General features: G+C 59.4%; 18 protein-coding genes. 8 read left to right on the top strand and 10 right to left on the bottom strand.

Translation table 11 applies throughout. The features are described 5' to 3' along the window. The 4 genes from leuA to H4W29_RS15570 form a co-directional block, all read right to left on the bottom strand. Nucleotides 1–1,734, bottom strand: coding sequence for a 2-isopropylmalate synthase (gene leuA, locus H4W29_RS15580; protein ID WP_192729709.1), 1,734 nt, complete (start codon nt 1,732–1,734; stop codon nt 1–3). A gap of 157 nt (nt 1,735–1,891) precedes the next feature. Beyond that, on the bottom strand, nt 1,892–2,017 hold the full coding sequence (locus H4W29_RS34670; protein WP_281401335.1) for a hypothetical protein: 126 nt from the start codon (nt 2,015–2,017) through the stop codon (nt 1,892–1,894). 44 nt (nt 2,018–2,061) lie between these two features. Then, complete coding sequence (locus tag H4W29_RS15575; protein ID WP_192729708.1) at nt 2,062–3,276, bottom strand: benzoate/H(+) symporter BenE family transporter; 1,215 nt, start codon at nt 3,274–3,276, stop codon at nt 2,062–2,064. Between the two features lie 160 nt (nt 3,277–3,436). Further along, the gene (locus tag H4W29_RS15570) at nt 3,437–4,024 is read right to left on the bottom strand and encodes an ATP-dependent Clp protease proteolytic subunit (protein ID WP_192729707.1); all 588 of its coding nucleotides are present in this window, start codon (nt 4,022–4,024) and stop codon (nt 3,437–3,439) included. 155 nt (nt 4,025–4,179) lie between these two features. Here H4W29_RS15570 and H4W29_RS15565 point away from each other — a divergent pair, with 155 nt between their 5' ends. Beyond that, the gene (locus tag H4W29_RS15565; RefSeq protein ID WP_192729706.1) at nt 4,180–4,890 is read left to right on the top strand and encodes a hypothetical protein; all 711 of its coding nucleotides are present in this window, start codon (nt 4,180–4,182) and stop codon (nt 4,888–4,890) included. A 112-nt stretch (nt 4,891–5,002) separates the two neighbouring features. After that, complete coding sequence (locus H4W29_RS15560) at nt 5,003–5,749, top strand: DUF2076 domain-containing protein (protein WP_192729705.1); 747 nt, start codon at nt 5,003–5,005, stop codon at nt 5,747–5,749. A gap of 135 nt (nt 5,750–5,884) precedes the next feature. On the opposite strand, the gene queF is transcribed toward H4W29_RS15560, so the two are convergent. From queF to lepB, 3 genes are all read right to left on the bottom strand, one after another. Beyond that, entirely contained in the window at nt 5,885–6,349 is a 465-nt protein-coding gene (gene queF, locus H4W29_RS15555; RefSeq protein WP_183741178.1) for a preQ(1) synthase, read from the bottom strand. After that, nucleotides 6,349–7,263: a CDF family cation efflux transporter EmfA gene (emfA, locus tag H4W29_RS15550; protein WP_192729704.1), complete on the bottom strand. Its 915-nt coding sequence runs from the start codon at nt 7,261–7,263 to the stop codon at nt 6,349–6,351. The genes queF and emfA overlap by 1 nt, the downstream gene beginning before the upstream one ends. 145 nt (nt 7,264–7,408) lie before the next feature. Continuing rightward, the gene (gene lepB, locus H4W29_RS15545; protein ID WP_192729703.1) at nt 7,409–8,230 is read right to left on the bottom strand and encodes a signal peptidase I; all 822 of its coding nucleotides are present in this window, start codon (nt 8,228–8,230) and stop codon (nt 7,409–7,411) included. 169 nt (nt 8,231–8,399) lie between these two features. Between lepB and H4W29_RS15540 the strand changes: the two genes are divergently transcribed. From H4W29_RS15540 to H4W29_RS15525, 4 genes are all read left to right on the top strand, one after another. Next, a complete protein-coding gene (locus H4W29_RS15540; protein ID WP_192729702.1) occupies nt 8,400–8,894 on the top strand; it encodes a MarR family winged helix-turn-helix transcriptional regulator in 495 nt (164 codons plus the stop codon). Beyond that, on the top strand, nt 8,891–9,571 hold the full coding sequence (locus tag H4W29_RS15535; RefSeq protein ID WP_192729701.1) for a GNAT family N-acetyltransferase: 681 nt from the start codon (nt 8,891–8,893) through the stop codon (nt 9,569–9,571). The genes H4W29_RS15540 and H4W29_RS15535 overlap by 4 nt, the downstream gene beginning before the upstream one ends. A 104-nt stretch (nt 9,572–9,675) precedes the next feature. Next, a complete protein-coding gene (locus H4W29_RS15530) occupies nt 9,676–10,200 on the top strand; it encodes a hypothetical protein (protein ID WP_192729700.1) in 525 nt (174 codons plus the stop codon). A 99-nt stretch (nt 10,201–10,299) separates the two neighbouring features. Beyond that, a complete protein-coding gene (locus H4W29_RS15525) occupies nt 10,300–10,464 on the top strand; it encodes a DUF1328 domain-containing protein (RefSeq protein ID WP_007824505.1) in 165 nt (54 codons plus the stop codon). A gap of 68 nt (nt 10,465–10,532) precedes the next feature. On the opposite strand, the gene H4W29_RS15520 is transcribed toward H4W29_RS15525, so the two are convergent. Together H4W29_RS15520 and H4W29_RS15515 are read right to left on the bottom strand one after the other, a co-directional pair. Beyond that, on the bottom strand, nt 10,533–12,722 hold the full coding sequence (locus tag H4W29_RS15520; protein ID WP_192729699.1) for an anthranilate synthase: 2,190 nt from the start codon (nt 12,720–12,722) through the stop codon (nt 10,533–10,535). A 267-nt stretch (nt 12,723–12,989) separates the two neighbouring features. After that, nucleotides 12,990–15,224, bottom strand: a complete 2,235-nt coding sequence (locus H4W29_RS15515) for a TonB-dependent hemoglobin/transferrin/lactoferrin family receptor (protein WP_192729698.1) — start codon at nt 15,222–15,224, stop codon at nt 12,990–12,992. Between the two features lie 279 nt (nt 15,225–15,503). Between H4W29_RS15515 and H4W29_RS15510 the strand changes: the two genes are divergently transcribed. Then, a complete protein-coding gene (locus H4W29_RS15510) occupies nt 15,504–16,415 on the top strand; it encodes an extensin-like domain-containing protein (RefSeq protein WP_192730750.1) in 912 nt (303 codons plus the stop codon). 92 nt (nt 16,416–16,507) lie between these two features. Then, the gene (locus tag H4W29_RS15505; RefSeq protein ID WP_192729697.1) at nt 16,508–16,735 is read left to right on the top strand and encodes a hypothetical protein; all 228 of its coding nucleotides are present in this window, start codon (nt 16,508–16,510) and stop codon (nt 16,733–16,735) included. On the opposite strand, the gene H4W29_RS15500 is transcribed toward H4W29_RS15505, so the two are convergent. Then, nucleotides 16,714–18,393, bottom strand: coding sequence for a formate--tetrahydrofolate ligase (locus H4W29_RS15500; protein ID WP_192729696.1), 1,680 nt, complete (start codon nt 18,391–18,393; stop codon nt 16,714–16,716). The two genes, H4W29_RS15505 and H4W29_RS15500, sit on opposite strands and share 22 nt — an antisense overlap. Nucleotides 18,394–18,410: the final 17 nt, after the last annotated feature.

The following is an 18,410-nucleotide window of genomic DNA, read 5'->3' as shown; positions in this document are numbered from 1 at the left end:
TTAGGCCTTGCCGGCCTTCACATCGAGCACGCGGTTGGCAGCCGACACGATCGCTTCGAGCGATGCCGCCACGATATTGGTGTTGATGCCGGCACCAAAGAGCTTGCCACCCGGATAGGACGTCTCGACATAGGAGATGGCAGCGGCGTTCGAGCCATGCTGCAGCGAATGCTCCGAATAATCCTCGACCGACATCTCGATACCGAGATAATGCGACAGCGCATTGATGAAGCCGTCGATCGGGCCGTTGCCACGGCCTTCGATGCGCTTGATCTCGCCATTGTCGGTGATTTCGGCCGCCACGACCCTCTGTCCCTTGCGCTCGGTGTCGGGGTAGGTGTGATGATCGATGAACCTGAGACGGGCATCAGGCTGGGTCACGTAGCGCTCGATGAAGCGGTCGTGGATACGCTTCGACGGAAGCTCCTTACCCTCTTCATCGGTAATGCGCTGGATGTCTTCGCGGAATTCGACCTGCAGGTTGCGCGGCAGGTTCAGACCGTAATCCTGCTGCAGGATATAGGCGATGCCGCCTTTACCCGACTGCGAATTGATGCGGATGATCGCTTCGTAGGAGCGCCCGACATCACGCGGATCGATCGGCAGGTAAGGCACTTCCCAGACCGGATGGTTGGCAACCTGCGCCGCCTTCATGCCCTTGTTGATCGCATCCTGATGCGAGCCGGAGAAGGCCGTGTAAACCAGTTCGCCGACATAGGGGTGACGTTCGGTGATCGCCATCTGGTTCGAATATTCGAACACTTCCTTGATGCGCTCGATATTGGAGCAATCGATCTGCGGATCGACACCCTGCGTGAACATGTTGAGCGCCATGGTGACGACATCGACATTGCCGGTGCGCTCGCCATTGCCGAAGAGCGTGCCCTCGACGCGGTCGGCGCCAGCCAGCAGCGCCAACTCGGCCGCAGCAATGCCGGTGCCGCGGTCGTTATGTGGATGCAGCGAGATGATCAGGTTTTCGCGGTTGTCGAGATTGCGGCACATCCATTCGATCTGGTCGGCATAGACGTTCGGCGTCGCCATTTCGACAGTCGACGGCAGGTTGATGATGAGCTTGTTGTCAGGCGTCGGCTTCATCACCTCGATGACGGCGTTGCAGATTTCCAGCGCCACATCCAGCTCGGTGCCGGTGAAGCTCTCAGGCGAATATTCGAAACGATAGCCACCACCAGCCTTGGCAGCCATGTCTGTGATCATCTTGGCGGCATCGACGGCGATCTGCTTGATGCCCTGCACATCCTTTGCGAACACCACGCGGCGTTGCAACTCACTGGTAGAATTATAGAAGTGTACGATCGGCCGGTTAGCGCCTTCCAGCGCCTCGAAGGTGCGCGTAATCAGTTCGGGGCGGCACTGAACCAGCACCTGCAGCGACACATCGTCGGGCACATTCCCTTCTTCGATGCACCAGCGGGCAAAATCGAAATCGGTCTGCGAAGCGGAGGGGAAACCAATCTCGATTTCCTTGAACCCCATTTCCAGCAGCAGATGGAACATGCGCGCCTTGCGGTCATGCCCCATCGGATCGACAAGCGCCTGGTTGCCGTCTCGCAGGTCGACGGAGCACCAGATCGGTGCCTTGGTAATGGTCTTGGTCGGCCAGGTGCGGTCGGGAATGTTTACTTGCGGATAAGGCCGGTACTTCACGGCAGCGTCGGGCATGCCCTTGGCGGAAGCAGCGCTTGCGGAGGATCGGCTGGTGTTCGTGTCCATTGTCTTGTCTCCTCGTCCCGGCATTTGCCCCGCGTCTTAGCCGATCATATCAGGCTTGGCGACTGCAAATGCGGACCTTTACTCGGTCGTTTGGTCAATTTTGAAAGTGAGTCGCGAGGAGCGATGGCCGGGCGGGCTTTCGGCCGCCGGGCGCTCCTCAAAGGACCCGGCAACCGCGCGTAAGGCCGAGGAGAAGAAGCGAGGTCAGGGCGCGCGTATTGTCACGCAGGGCCGTGCGGCCGCGTGCAATCGTGTCGGAAATCCGTGCGCTTGTGCTCTTCATGACCGCGCTTATAGCCTTCGCCGCAAATTCCGGCAACCCCTCGCCTATTTTTTCCGCGCCTGCACGATGCGGGACAGCGCCAGCATCAGCCCGCCCGCGATCAGCCCCCAGAAGGCACCGGATATGCCACCGAAGGAAACGCCGGAAGCCGTGACAAGAAAGGTGATAGCCGCCGCCTCACGCGATTCCTGTGCCTGAAAAGCCGCCATGGCTGAACTGGAGAAGGCGCCGACAAGGGCCAAACCGGCCACCGCCTCGATCAGGATCGGTGGCGCCAGCGCGACAAAGGCGGTCACTGCTCCCGCAAGCAGGCCGAAAATGACATAGCCGACGCCCGAGATCAGTGCCGCCCAATACCGCCGTGAAGGATCGGCATGCGCGTCCTGCCCGGCGCACATCGCTGCGGTGATCGCCGCCAGGTTGACCGCATGGCCGCCAAAAGGCGCCGCCAGAAGCGAGAAGACGCCGGTAACGGCAAAGAGCGGCCCCGGCATCGGATCATAGTGATTGACCTTCAGCACCGCGATCCCCGGAATATTCTGCGACGCCATGGTTACGACGAAGAGCGGCAGGGCGATGGACACGAAGCCTGCCAGGTTGAAGACCGGGTGAACGATATCGATGACAGGCACCAGCGACTGCTTGAGCGACGACAGAGCGCCCACGGGAATATCGACGCCGAAGGCCAGCACCAGCGCGAAAGCCACGAGCGCCGCCGGTACCGCCCAAAGGCGCTTGAAGGCGCCGACCACGATCCAGGTCAGAATGATTGGCAGACCGAGCAGCGGATTGAAAGCAACGGCCTTGACAGGCGCAAAACACAGGCCGAGCAGCACGCCCGACAGCATTGCATTGGCAAGCGGCGCAGGAATGGCGGCAACCGCCCGTCCGAGCGGCTTGAACAGCCCGGCAACGACGATCAGTACGCCGCAAAGAACGAAGGCGCCGACCGCTGCATTGAAGCCCCCGTCAATCGTTCCGATGCTTGCAAGAAGCGCAGCCCCAGGGGTCGACCAGGCGATACTGACCGGCAGACGCGTGACGGCGCTGAGCATGACGGCGCAAAGCCCCATCGAGATCGACAACGCCATCAGCCCCGAAGCCGCCTGCGCATCCGTCGCGCCCACCGCCTGAAGCCCGTGCAACACGACGGCAAAGGAACTGGTAAACCCGACGAAGGCTGTCAGAAGCCCCATGAACAGGCTCTGTACGGAGAAATCTTTGAGCATGACGCGACTCCGGCTGCGAAGATTGCGCATGGAGCAGCATAAGAGAATTGCACGCAAGCCGGATTGTCGCCGGAAATGTTCGTCTGAGCGGCAATCCCCGAGATTACATGTCGCTATGTCGACGGACATGGAAACGCCCCGCCTGCGGCTGGCAGACGGGGCGTCAATTCAAGGCAGTATCAGCGAAAGATCAGATTTCGCTCTGCGAGGTCACGATGCGAGCGACAAGACCATAGGCAACGGCGTCTTCGGCGGAGAGCCAGTAATCGCGGTCGATATCCTTGGCGATCTTTTCTTCCGCCTGACCGGTGGCGTTCGAGAAGATCTTGATAAGGCGCTCGTTCATCTTGATGATTTCGCGTGCCTGAATCTCGATATCCGAAGCCATGCCGCGCGTGCCGCCGGACGGCTGGTGCAGCAGGAAGCGGGTGTTCGGCAGGCAGATGCGGCGCTCCTTCGGAGCCGCGGCATAGATGAGCGCGCCAGCCGAGGCGACCCAGCCTGTACCGATCATCCAGACCTTCGGCTTGATGAACTTGATCATGTCATGGATGGAATCGCCGGATTCAACGTGGCCGCCGGGCGAATTCACGTAGATACGAATGTCTTCGTCATTGGCGGCAGCGAGTGCGACGAGCTGGGTGCAGACCTTCTGCGCCAGTTCCTGCGTGATCGGCCCGTAGATGAAGATCGAACGCGACTTGAAAAGGTTCGCCTCCGTTTCCTTGCCGAGCGGCAGTTCCTTCGTCTTGTCGTCCTGTTCTTCTTCGTCGTTCATTCGAACCTCTCTCGTCCAATGCGGTTCCTCGCACATAGTGCGACTCAATGCGTAAAACAATGCGGGAAAAAGAGGAAGCAGGAAGCGGTGAAGATATTCTTATGACAAACGGACGATATCGTCGCATTCTCTGAAAAGCCCGGGAGAAACATAAAATGGCCTCCTCCTTCCTGCGTGCCGCCATCAGCAACAATGCATTCTGGTGCGATGCCATCTGCAAGGCGCTGGGCTCGCCCGGCGAGTTCACGGCCACGCTCTGGTTTCACCGCCGAGGCACACCGCCCTTCTATCCCGATGCCGTAACGCTGACGGAGACAGAAGGTGAGCAAACGGAGACAATCGCGACGCTGATCAATAGTGAGAAACGGGACTGGGCGATCAAGGACAGCTATGCGGCCCTCGATCTTGCGCCGCTCGGCTTCAAGCTCCTGTTCGAAGCCGAATGGATCGGCATGCGCACGCCGGTCTCGGCGCAGTCTCCGACCACTTGGCGGCGCATGGAAAGCGCTGCCGATCTTGCGCAATGGGAGGCGGAATGGAGCAAAGCGAACGGTCCGGTAACCCAGAAGATCTTTACCGAACCACTGCTGAACGATCCCGAAATTGCCTTTCTGCTCGGCTTCGAACACGGCAAGCCGATCGGCGGCGGCATCCTCAATCACCACGCCGGCGTCGTCGGCCATTCGAACCTGTTTGCCGAGGGCCGGCACCGTGAAACCGTCCGCCGCGGGCTGATTGCGCAGGCGGTCGAACTCTATCCGCGAGAACCGCTTGTCGGCTACGAACGCGGCGACAATTTGGACGAAGCGCTGCGCGCGGGCTTCGAACTTCTCGGGCCGCTGCGCGTCTGGCTAAAGGAGGCCTGAGCTTACTGAAATGTAAGTTGCCAAGGCTTTGAAATGCCCTAATCGCTTCCTAACTCAGCCTTAGCGGCTTCTCGCCGAACCTTAAGCCGCAGAACTTTAGAGGAGACAGAATATGTCACCGGAAGAACGCCAATTGCTGACCGCCCTTTTCGATCGCGTGCGTACCGCCTCCGCCACGCCGCGCGATCCGGAAGCCGAGACGCTGATATCGGAAGCAACCCGTGCGCAACCCTCCGCCACCTATTATCTGGCGCAGGCCGTCATCGTGCAGGAAAAGGGCCTGGAAGCCGCCGCCAACCACATCAAGGAGCTCGAAGAGCGCGTCCGCCAGCTCGAAGCCGGCGCCGGTGATCACCGCCAGGCTGAACAGGGCGGTTTCCTGAGTTCGATCTTCGGCAGCACCCAGACTCAGCAGCCGGCCCCCGCTCCCGGTCCCTGGGGTGGCGCGCCGAGGGACAGCTACGAACAGCCGCAGCGTGGCTACGACAATAGCCGCCAGATGCCGCAGCAGCCGACTGGCCCCTGGAGCCAGCAGGCCTATGCACCGTCCGCCGGCGGCAGCTTCCTGCGCGGTGCTCTCGGTACAGCGGCCGGCGTGGCCGGCGGCATGCTGCTTGCCAATTCGCTCAGTGGCATTTTCGGCAACCACATGTCGTCGCTCGGCTGGGGCTCGCCCTTTGGCGGCGCCAATCCCTTCGGCAACGCCAGTGCGCCCACCGAGGAAACCGTTATCAACAACTACTACGGCAACGACGATAATCGCCAGGCCGACGATAACGACAATATCCAGCAGGCCGATTACACCGACAACGATGACGACTATGCCGACGATTCCGGCGATGACACGACGGATGTTTGAAATTTGGTGGCCAAAGATGGGCGGCAATTAGGTTGTAATTACCGCACCGTATCCCGGCCCTTCGCTTAGGCTCAGGGGGTTTGTCGCTGCAATCGATTCACTGAATCGATTGCTCGGGCCGCGCCCGACCACGGCTCACCCACGCCCACGATAGGTCGCAACGCCCTGATCCGGCAGCCATACACCTTCCGGCGGCTTGCCGGTCTGCCAGAAGACGTCGATAGGAATGCCGCCGCGCGGATACCAGTAGGCACCAATGCGCAGCCACTTTGGATCCAGAAGCTCGACGATGCGCTTGGCGATATAGATCGAGCAATCCTCATGGAAGGCGCCGTGATTGCGGAAGGAATGCAGGAAGAGCTTCAGCGACTTCGATTCCACCAGAAATTCATTGGGAATGTAGTCGATAACGATATGAGCGAAATCCGGCTGTCCGGTCATTGGGCAGAGCGACGTGAATTCCGGCGCGGTGAAGCGCACGACATAGTCGGTTCCGGCATGATTGGACGGCACTTTTTCCAGAACCGCCTCTTCCGGGTTCTTGGCGGTTTCCGTCTGCTGGCCCAGCATTGAAAGGCTGGAAACGTCTGTCTTCGGCATTACGCCTCCTTGATCACTTTGACGCGGATGCCATGGGCCTTCTCGCCCTCCGGCTCCACGTGAATGGCAATTGTCGAGCCCGAATGCACGGCCCGAATGGCATCTTCAAGGCGATCGCAAATATCATGCGCTTCCCGCACAGTCATCTTGGCGGGCACGACGAGATGGAAATCGACGAAGGTCACCGACCCGGCGCGCCGCGTCTTCAGGTCATGCACGCCGATCGAGCCCGCCGCATGCGTGGCGATTGCCTGCTTGATCGCCTCCTCCTCCTGCGGTTCGACCGCCTGGTCCATCAACCCGCCGATCGACTGCGAGATCACTTTCCAGCCCTGATAGAGGATGTTGAGCGCGACGAGAATGGCGAGAATGGGGTCGAAGATCGCATAGCCGGTCGCAAGTGCCAGAAGCAGGCCGGCGAGAACGCCGACGGAAGTGACCACATCCGACATGATGTGCTGCCCGTCCGCCGCCAGTGCCGCTGAGCGATGCTTGCGGCCCGTGCGGATCAAAAGCCGCGCCCAGACGGCATTGATGACACCAGCGGCAAAATTGATCGAAAGACCGAGCACCGGTGCCTCGAGCATACGCGGATCTGCGAGATGGTTCACGGCCTCCTGCACGATCAGCAGCGCGGCGACGACGATCATCACCCCTTCGGTGACGGCGGACAGATATTCCGCCTTGTGGTGGCCGAAGGGATGATCGTGGTCGGCAGGCTTCTGCGCGTAGCGGATTACGAAAAAGGCGATGAAGGCCGCCACCACATTGACGAAGGATTCCAGCCCGTCCGAGAGCAGCGCCACGGAGCCCGTCACCCACCAGGCGACCATCTTCAGCCCTAGAACGCCGAGCGACAGGGGAATGCCCCAGAACGCCAGTTTCCGAACCGTAAGATTGCCCTCGTCGTTCATATCGTCCCCCTGCGGATGCGAATGAATTGCAGCAGTTAAGCCATTGAAACGCAAAACCGCCCACGCGTGAATCGCGCAGGCGGTCAATGCGGGTGATATGGGCAAGCAGACCCAAAATGTCAAAGGTTTTGACAGGTGAACCCACCTATTCGAAGGTCGTCCCAATCCGTTCCGCATCGGGAGAGACAAGGATCAATACAGCCTGACCCGAAATATCCTTCGCCGGAACGAAGCCGTTTTCGCCCAACTGGTCCGGAAAGCGGCTGTCGACGGAATTGTGCCTGTTGTCTCCCAGCACGAAATAATGGCCGACCGGGACCTCGAAGGGACCGGCATCGTCCTGCCCTTTAACCGGTCGATCATTCATTGCGATCGCATAATGCCGCCCCTCCGGCATTACTTCATCGAGAATTCTCGATTCATTGCCCATAATATCCATCATGGTGCGATCAGTGGATGAGGTCGCAAAGGCCTTGCCATCGACAAAGATGGTACCACCGCGCAGTTCCACCTTGTCACCCGGCAGGCCGATCAGTCGCTTGACGTAGAGCTCGGCATTTCCGGACAGCGCAGAGCGATTGTTGAAGACTAGAATGTCACCCCGTTTCGGTTCAGCGCCGGCATAAGGCCTTGCGACGAAAAGCTCTTGCTCTTTGATACTTGGTTCCATCGAGGTTGCCGGCATTGTCCATAGATGCATGCCGCAGAGATTGCGCCTGAAGCCGTCGCCGTCGCAATTCTGCGGCGCCACGACCGCAAGCCCTTTCGCTGCGGCGTCTGCCAGCGATTGCATTTTAGCAGGATCGATGCTCCACAGACCGGCCTTCGCCAGAAACAGCGGATAGGCCAGTTTGAGGAAATTGGCGAAATCCTGTTCACGTCCGTCGTCTGCACACACTTCACCTCCAGCGCTAGCGGCAACGAATGTCGCCAGTACCAGAGCCCTGCCCGCCTTGTTCAACCTCATCCGCCTTCGTCTCCACATGTTGGACCTTCATACCCGTCCGTGAGTTTGGGCGGCTCAAAGGAAAGGCAAGTCCTCGCCCGAGGGACATATCGAATAGGAAGGCATGATTGACGCCAATTGCATAAGCGTTTATATAACTGGTTATATAAATTGAGTTGAGGAACCTGCCTTGGTCGAGGATGTCGTGAAATCCCTGGGTTTCCTATGCCTCGGCAGCCGCTTCCGCCGTATCGGCGAGCGCTTGCAGGCTGACACGCAAGAAGTAATCGAAGAACTGGGCGTCTCCATACAGCCTGCGCAATATCCATTCATAGGCGCTATCGATCGGCTCGGCCCATTGACAATAGGGGAGTTGGCGCAGGCAGTGGGTATCACCCAACCTGGCGCCACACGCACGGTTTCCCAACTCATCGAAGCCGGCTTTCTCGATATGCAGCCCTCATCGGAAGACCAGCGACGCAGGGTCGTCTCGCTGACGACAGAGGGCCAAGAACTCGTCGACTATTCGAAACAAAAGGTCTGGCCGCGCGTTGCGGCAGCCGTTGCCGATCTCTGCGGAGATCTTGACGGCCCACTGCTTGAACAGCTTGCTGCGATTGAGGATGGGCTCGCCGAGGCATCGCTCATCCGCCGTGCCATCGCCGCACGGGAGAAAACACCATGAGCCATATCCTTGACCGGCCGATCTGGAATGCGCTCCAGACGACGCATGCCGAACTCGCCGAAGGCGACGAACACGCGATGCGTTACCCGCCATCGATCGTTCCTTTCGCCGCCGCCGCCGACGGCACGCGTGAAAGCCTCGAAGCGCTCGAAAATCTGCCGGCTGCAGATGAAGTCATGGCGATCGTCGAAGCCGGACCCGTCACCATCCCGCAGGGCCTGACGGTCGTCTCCGAAGGAAAGCTGGTGCAGATGATCGCCGTGCGACCTTACGAGCGCATTTTCGACAGCCGGCTGCAGCCGCTGACCGTTGATGATGCGGAGGAAATGCTGGCCTTGGCGATGCTGACCAAGCCCGGTCCCTTCACATCAGGCGCCCAAAAACTCGGAACCTTCTGGGGTGTGAAGATCGACGGCCGTCTCGTCGCCATGGCTGGACAGCGCCTGCGCCACCCGGGATTTGGCGAGCTCAGCGGCCTTTGCACCCATCCTGATTTTCAGGGACGCGGCCTCGGCACCCTGCTCTTCCGCTACGTCGCGGGGGAAATCTCCGCCAGGGGCGACACCGTCTTCCTGCATGCCTATTACACCAACACGCCGGCCATCACGCTCTACAAGACGCTCGGCTTCAAACTGCGGTCCGAAATGAACCTGCGCGTCGTCAAGCGTCACGCATGATCGGCAAAAACGCCGCGGGCTCATGCTTTTGCCATTTGCGCCATGATAGCGACCCAATTGCATGATGTTGACGGCTCGGCAGTCAATTGGGGACCGCGTAAGATATGCATTGGATCAATCGCTACATCGACCAACCGTTGCTCGACGGTGCGGCCAGTTCCCTGCGGGCCTGGCATATTCGCACAGGCCTGTCGCCTGAACGGCTGGAGCCGCTCTGGAATATTGCAGTGACAGGCATCCTGCTCTTTGCTGCCGGGCATTTCCTCTCGGGGCCGGCGCTGCTTCTATGTTACGGCGGCCTCATCATGTTGACGCTCCCCTCCGCCTGGATGCTCTTTACATCCAGCCGCCACGTGGGCGGCTACAACGTCGCCGCCTACAAGAGGCTCAGGACCAGAGCCTTCATGAAACGCGAGGGGGAATGGGCCGTGCGGCTCGCCATCCTCTTCACCGCCATCTGCCTTCCCTTCGTCTCACGCTCGGATGATCCGACCGCGGCCTATTTCATGATCGGCGCCAGCCTCTGGTTCGTGCTGACCGGCCCGGCGAGATCCTATCTGGCAGCAGCAGAACCGCCCATGCCGCGCGATGGAGACCGGTCCTTCAATACCGATCTGCAATTCGGCTGAGCAGATTTAAATCAGCACACAATTCAATTGTCGCAGCGACAATGGAACGAACGGCTCACGCTTCCGTTATATTGCCAGCAACCGACAAAGGAGATCGCGATGCTGTATTATGCTCTGGTATTTCTCGTCGTAGCCCTGATTGCAGGCGTCCTTGGATTTGGCGGCATTGCCGGCGCATCCGCTTCGATCGCCCAGGTCCTGTTCTTCATCTTCCTGGTGCTGTTCGTCGTATCCATCGTCGCCCGGCTTATGCGGCGCGTATAGACGGACAAACCAATGCACATAAAAAACCCGCCATTCCGGCGGGTTTTTTATTGCTTATGCCTTTGGTATCAGGCCGCCTTGGTTTTGGCCCTGCGGGCAAGATGCGCCACCACATTCTCGATCATCCGCATACCCGCATCGCCGCCGAGCGTCATGATCGATTCCGGATGGAACTGCACGGCCGCGATCGGCTCCTTGGCATGCTCGATGCCCATGATCGTGCCATCCTCGCTCTCGGCGGTGATGATGAACTCCCGCGGCAGCGTCGACGGATCGGCAAAGATCGAATGATAGCGTCCGACCGTCACTTCCTTGGCAAGGCCGGAGAAGACGATACCCGGTTCCAGCACGCGGATGCGCGACGGCTTGCCATGCATCGGCAGCGCCAGATGACGAAGCTCGCCGCCATAAGCCTCCGCAAGCGCCTGCAGGCCTAGGCAGACGCCGAAGATCGGCAGATTGCGTGCCCTCGCCTTCTTGATCGTCGCCTTGCAGTCGAAATCCTTGGGATTGCCGGGACCAGGCGACAGCACGACGAGGTCAGGGTTCAGCCGATCGAAGACTTCTTCGGGCACCGGCGTACGAACGGTCGAGACCGTGGCACCGGTCTGGCGAAAGTAGTTCGCCAGCGTGTGCACGAAACTGTCTTCATGGTCGATCAGCAGGATGTTGACGCCCTTGCCGACGGAGGCGACATCGCGCTGGGTCTTGCCGGAATTGCCCGTCTTGGCATCGCGGATTGCGGAAAGCATGGCGGAGGCCTTCAGTTCGGTTTCGGCTTCTTCTTCCTCGGGAATGGAATCGTTGAGCAGCGTCGCACCGGCGCGCACTTCGGCAATGCCGTCCTTGATGCGCACGGTGCGCAGCGTCAGGCCGGTATTCATGTCGCCATTGAAGCCGACCATGCCGATCGCCCCACCATACCATGCGCGCGGGCTCTTCTCATGAGATTCGATGAAACGCATGGCCCAGAGCTTCGGCGCACCGGTAACGGTGACGGCCCACGCATGGCTGAGAAAGCCGTCAAAGGCGTCCATATCATCCCGCAGACGGCCTTCGATATGGTCGACCGTGTGGATCAGCCGTGAATACATCTCGATCTGCCGGCGGCCGATCACCTTGACCGAACCCGGCTCGCAGACGCGGCTCTTGTCGTTGCGGTCGACATCCGAGCACATGGTGAGTTCGGACTCGTCCTTCTTGGAGTTCAGGAGCTTGAGAATCTGCTCGCTGTCGGCGATCGGATCGTCACCGCGCTTGATAGTGCCCGAGATCGGGCAGGTCTCGATGCGGCGGCCGGAAACACGCACGAACATCTCAGGCGAAGCGCCGACCAGATATTCCTGGTTTCCGAGATTGATGAAAAAGGAATAGGGCGACGGATTGATCGCCTTCAGCCGCTTGGAAATGTCGGAAGGCTTGCTTTCGCAGCGCTCCATGAACTTCTGTCCGGGCACCACTTCGAAGAGATCGCCCTTGCGGAAGCTCTCCTTCGCCTTGACGACGAGCTCGGCATATTCACCCGGCCGGTGATCGCTTTTCGGCGGGATGGCGTCGGTGCGAATGAACGGCTCGGCGGCGATATCATCGGCCTTGCCTTCCGTCGTCTTGCCATCCTTGGCGAAGTCGTAACGGTCGACCCACGCCTTTGCGGCATAGTTGTCGACGACGAGGATTTCGTCCGGCAGATAGAGCACCATGTCCCGCTGGTCGGAAGGACGCTCCAGCTTCAGGTTGATCGCGTCGAACTGGAAAGCGAGATCGTAGCCGAAAGCGCCATAGAAGCCGATGCTGGCATCGGCCTGCGAATAGAAGAGATCGGTGATGGCGCGAAGCACGGTAAAGACTGTCGGCATCTTCGAGCGCTCTTCTTCGGTGAAGACGCGGTCGGGCATCTTCACCGTCAGATCGAGCCTGCGCGCGGTCAATGCGCCGAGTTCAAGCTCGTTGACCGTCTTCAGCCGCTCGACGATGAAATCAAGGATGACTTCGCCGCGTTCGTTATAGGCTTCGATCCAGACATTGCGGCCGAAGGAGGAAACGCCGAGCGGCGGATCGACGACAGCCGTATCCCAACGCGTATAACGGCCCGGATATTCGTAGTTCGAGGAGAAGACGGCGCCGCGGCGCTCGTCGAGCTTGTCGACATAGGACGAGACTGCATCGGCATAGGGAATTGCCCGCCGCTGCCGGGTGACGGTGATGCCGCCCTTGGTCTCGTAGATTTCCGCACCATCATCCCGCAGGATCGTTACCATAGTTCCACTCCGTTATCGGACCCGGACGAAAGGCGACCTTTGAAACAAAAAAGCCGCCTCGAAGTTTCGGGCGGCTCGTTCGTCGTCTTTGGACACGATTGGTCGAGGCCGCCTCAGCGAGCCCACCACCAAACTGCAATGTTCAAGGACTTCTTCATGGGCGAAATTGTTAGCCTGAGATGAAGCCAAGCGCAAGGGGCCATTCGCGCACGAAAAAGGGCGACCCGAAAGCCGCCCCTACCCCAGCCTTGAAAGGCTGATTTGCAGTTAGAAAGTCTTGGTGACCGAGATCTTGAAGGTACGTCCCGGCTCCGTGTACCACTCCTTCGGCTGTGACGCCGTCGGTGAACTCAAATTAACGTCACGAACTGCCAGCGCGCTGTAATATTCCTGATCGAAGATGTTATAGACACCGCCCTGGATGCGCAGACCCTTGACCTGCTCAGGCGTCCACCATGCCGTCAGATCGACGATGCCATAACCAGGTGCATCGAAAGACGTCTCCGCATTATCGTTGCCGGTCATCTGCGACGAGAGTGTCGAGGAGAGGTCGAAACCGTATTCGTCGTTGCTCCAGCCACCGCCGATAATGGCCTTGAACGGTGCAACAGAGCGCAGCCGCTCCTGCGTATCGTCATTCCGACCATAGGTATAAGCAAGCGAGGTATGAAGATTGATGCCGTTGTCGAAGGTCTTGATCACATTCGCTTCGAGGCCCGAAATCGAGGCCGACGAGACGTTCACGTAATTGAATTCCGTGAAGTTGGCTACGGGGTTATAGTTCTGCTGCGTCTCAATGAAGTTCTGATAACGGGTGTGGAAAGCAGCCACTCGCCCCTGCATGCCGCCCGTGTCGAAATTGGCGCCGATCTCGATGCCACGGCCGATTTCCGGCTCAAGATCGGGATTGCCAAGCTGCGCATAGCGGCCGTTGGGATTGTAGAAGCGGCTATAGAGTTCGTCTACAGTCGGAGCGCGGAAGCCAACGGCAAACTGAGCGTAAAGCTGGACGTCGGGCGTCAGGTCGTATGTCGCAAGCAGCTTCGGCGACATGGCAGCTTCCGTCCGATCACGAAGATCGCCGAAGCGCGCGAGGCCGGTGTTGGTTGCGAAGCCGCCACCAGTCGACGGATTGTAATTGAACCAGTCAAAACGGAAGCCCGGCGTCAGCGCGAAGCCGGTATTGCCGATCTCGATCTTGTCTTCGAAAGTCAGGGCAAGGTTCTGACTGTCGACATTGGGCACTTCCGCCTGATTGTTCAGCGATGGGCACGTGGTCGGTGTCGGGCAAAGGGCCGAGCTAAACTGCGTCCACTGCGACACGCCGACGTCAAGACCGATACGAACGGAGTGGTTGAGGCCGGAATATTCGAAATCCTTGGTCGCGGTGCCACTGAAGCCCCAGGTTTCGTTTTCGATCTCATTGTTACGGCCGTAGGCAACATTAGCGGCCGTTCGGCCCTGGCTGCCGGCTTCCTTCTTCAAATCAAGCCAATAGAGCGTCGCCCGAGCACTACTGAAGAAGGCATCGGAAGACTGCGCTTCATAATCATAATCGAGCGAGACACGATCGCGGTCGCGCAATTCACGGCCGTCGAAATTGTTGATCATGTATGTGCGGCCAAAGCCTTGCTGTTCCCGAAGATCGGTCTTCAGATCGCGCCGGAAACGCTCAGCCGTCAGGCCGATGCGATGGCCGCCTTCGAGGTCCTGGCGCAGCTTGAAGAGCAGATTGTTCTGATCGAAATCAGCCGGATCCGCCTCGGTGCGCAAGCGGCCATAGCTGTCGTTATCGCCCGTGTTGTCGCGCTCGTGGCCCTTGCGATAAGAACCCTGGAAAAGGATCGACGTGTTGCCGACCTTTTTAGCAGCGGCAGCGGAGCCGGAAATGCTGCGATCTTCGCTGTCATAGGTCGACTTGACGATCGCGCCCCAGTCGCGGTCTTCCGGAATAAGGTCTTCCGGTTCCAGCGTATTGAGAACGAAGGCACCACCCAGCATGCCCGAACCGCCCTTGCTCGAATCCGCGCCGCGCACGATGTCGAGCGAGGACAGCGAGTCGAAATCGAACGTATCGCCGCCGCCATTGGCGTTGCTGGTCGCAAAAGCGCCCTGACGAGAGCTATTGGAAACATACGGGATCGGGATGCCGTCGATTGTCGTCAGGATACGCGGGCCGGAAAGGCCGCGCAGGTTGAAGCCCGCGTCTGCACGCGAATAGTTCACGGTTGCATCGACGCTGCGGCCGATATCGTCGTAATTCGTGACCTGCTTCTTTTCCAGTTCTTTCTTGTCGATCTGGGTTGCAAGTGGCGTGTCGGCAACACTGCCGGGGGCGGCACGGTTTCCCTTGACGACGATTTTCTGAAGGACGGTTGCGCCTTCGGCATTCGTGGCGGGCGTAGTCGCCGGAGCGCTCTGAGCGAAAGACTGTGAAACGGGAAGAACAAGTGCGGCTGCTGTGCAGACCATTAGAACCGAGCGCCAATGCCGGACGATCATAACCTACCCTCAAATGAAAATTACCGGGCTGGCTGTCGTGGCGCGTCAGACGCTCGAGGGGCTGGCTAGGCTTGCGGACGACGGCGGAGATTTCCGCCTTCTTTTTGCCGCATAAAAAACATGAGTTTTATTGTCAATATATTTCGCCGACTTATCTTGAATAATATCATCAAGTTTTAAGGATCTCAGGAAACGTTGCGCAATTGCAACGAATTCGCCGTTCTTGCGTTTCCCCTCCGCTCGATCAACGGGAAACGACGTGTGAGAGAATTTCGGAAGATGGCGGTCATTCTGGCCGCACTCGCCCTGCTCCCCGGCGCAAGACTGCCGCGAACCGGCCCGGTGCCTCAGGCAAAGCCAGAAGCAGCAACCGAAGCGCCTGCAGTCCCTCAGCCAGAAAAGAAACCGGAAGAAGAGCAGGTTCCCAAGCCTCAGCCCGCGCCTGCGCAAAACCCCGAAACACCGCCGGCGGCCTCCGAGGTTCCGACACCGCAGCCCAAACCGAGCGAGATCCCGGCCGCGCCAGCCGTCGAAAAATTTGGTCCCCCCTCTCCCGCACCGGAAGACCTGACACCGAAGCCCCCGGCTGAGCAGACGCTCGAAGAGCAGCATCTGACCATCGAACCGGAAAGCGATGCGGACCATGCCGAATGCACTACAGAATTGCAGAGCCTCGGCGTCGTCTTCCGTGAGACACCCCGCATCGACGACAACAACGGCTGCGGCATCGACAAGCCGATCATCGTCTCCCAAGCGCTGCCCGGCATCGCACTGAAGCCCGAAGCAACACTACGCTGCCCGACGGCACTGGCGCTCGCACGATGGATGAAGGGAAGCGTCATTCCCGCAGCCTCGGTCGCCTTGCCGGAAAGCGGCGATATCACCACCATCAATCAGGCCTCCGCCTACATTTGCCGCCTGCGCAACGGCGCCGATACCGGCAAAATCTCCGAACATGCCCGCGGCAATGCCATCGATATCGCAAGCTTCAGCTTCAAGAAGGGCGAGGATGTTGCCGTCCGCTCGCGCCGCGATGATTCGACGCTGACAGGGGCATTCCAGCGCACCGTCAGCGCCGCAGGCTGCCTCTATTTCACGACAGTGCTCGATCCCGAGAGTGATGCCGCGCATGAAACCCACTTCCATCTCGACGTGATCAAGAGAAAGGGTGACTTTCGCTACTGCCATTAATCATTTCAGGCGCTTGAGATAGCGGCTTGACTCAGCTCCTCAAATTCCCAAATCAAAGTCTGAGGATAACGAAGGCGAGGTTAGGAGAGCGAATGAAGGCTATCGCAGCCTGCATAATTTTCGGGCTGCTCTTAGCTGCCATAGGTTTGCTGTTCACAGGCCACGTTCTCTGGCTCATCCCTATAGGGATATTGCTAAGCGGCAGCCTTGAGAGGCTCTTCATTTGGCTGTTCATCGACCCTGAATTTGGGAAACGCCAAGCTCATCGGCTGATCAGAGGCGTGAAAGCTGCCCGGGATCAGAACAACCCTTCGATATAACCCTGGTCATTCAGGTAAATCCGCTCCGCCGACGGCGACTTCGGCAGGCCGGGCATGGTCATGATCTCGCCGGTGATGACCACCACGAAACCGGCGCCGGCCGACAGGCGCACCTCGCGCACCGATACGATATGCCCCTCGGGCGCACCGCGCAGATTTGGATCCGTAGAGAAGGAATATTGCGTCTTCGCCATGCAGACCGGCAGCTTGCCGTAGCCCTGTTCCTCCCAGGCTGCGAGTTGGTCGCGTACAGCCTTGTCAGCCGTCACCTCGCCGGCGTGATAGATCTTCGAGGCGACGATCTCGATCTTTTCGAGCAGCGGCAGGTCGTCGCCATAAAGCGGCTCGAACTTCGCCTGTCCGGATTCGGCAAGCTCCACAACCTTATAGGCGAGGTCCTCGATGCCTTCGGACCCTTCCGCCCAGTGACGGCAGAGGATGGCTTCCGCGCCGTGACGCGCGACGAAATCTTTGACGGCAGCGATTTCCGCATCTGTATCAGACGTGAAATGATTGATCGCGACCACAACGGGCACGCCGAACCGGCGTACATTGGCAATGTGGCGGCCGAGATTGGAACAGCCGCGCACCAGCGCCTGAACATTCTCAACGCCGAGATCGTCCTTTTTCACGCCGCCATTCATCTTCAGCGCCCGGACGGTCGCGACGATCACGGCAGCACTCGGCTTCAATCCCGCCTTGCGGCACTTGATGTCGAAGAATTTCTCGGCCCCGAGATCTGCCCCGAAGCCCGCTTCCGTCACGACATATTCGCCGAGTTTCAGCGCTGTCTTCGTCGCAATCACCGAATTGCAGCCATGGGCGATATTGGCGAAAGGCCCTCCATGCACGAAGGCCGGATTGTTTTCCAGCGTCTGCACGAGGTTCGGCTGCATGGCATCCTTCAGGAGCACGGCCATGGCCCCATCGGCCTTGAGGTCGCGGGCATAGACCGGCGTCTTGTCGAAGCGGTAGCCGATGATGATATCGCCGAGCCGACGTTCCAGATCCTTGAGGTCGGTCGCCAGGCAGAGGATCGCCATGACTTCGGACGCGACGGTAATATCGAAGCCGTTCTGCCGCGGGAACCCGTTGGATACGCCGCCGAGCGAGGACACCATGCTGCGCAGCGCCCGGTCGTTCATGTCCATTACGCGCCGCCAGGTAATGCGGCGCAGGTCGATATTCTCTTCGTTGCCCCAATAGATGTGGTTGTCGATCATCGCCGCGAGCAGATTATGCGCCGAGGTGATCGCGTGGAAATCGCCCGTGAAATGCAGGTTAATGTCTTCCATCGGCACGACCTGCGCATATCCGCCGCCCGCCGCCCCGCCCTTCACGCCGAAGCAGGGACCGAGCGAAGCCTCGCGTATGCAGACGATCGCCTTCTTGCCGATGCGGTTCAGCCCATCGCCTAGACCGACGGTGGTCGTCGTCTTGCCCTCGCCCGCCGGCGTCGGGTTGATGGCGGTAACAAGGATCAACTTGCCGTCCTTCTTGCCCTCTTGGGCGGCGATGAACTCGGCACTGATCTTCGCCTTGTCATGTCCATAGGGGACGAGTTGTTCCGGGGGAATGCCAAGCTTGCCGCCGATTTTGAAAATCGGCTTCTTCGTCGCCGCGCGTGCGATTTCTATATCGGATTTGATGGCAGTCATGGATCCTGTCCTCATTC

Source organism: Rhizobium viscosum (assembly GCF_014873945.1).
GTDB classification, from domain to species: domain Bacteria; phylum Pseudomonadota; class Alphaproteobacteria; order Rhizobiales; family Rhizobiaceae; genus Rhizobium; species Rhizobium viscosum.
Note: the sequence above shows the minus strand (reverse complement) of the source record. Positions and strands in the feature narration are given on the sequence as shown.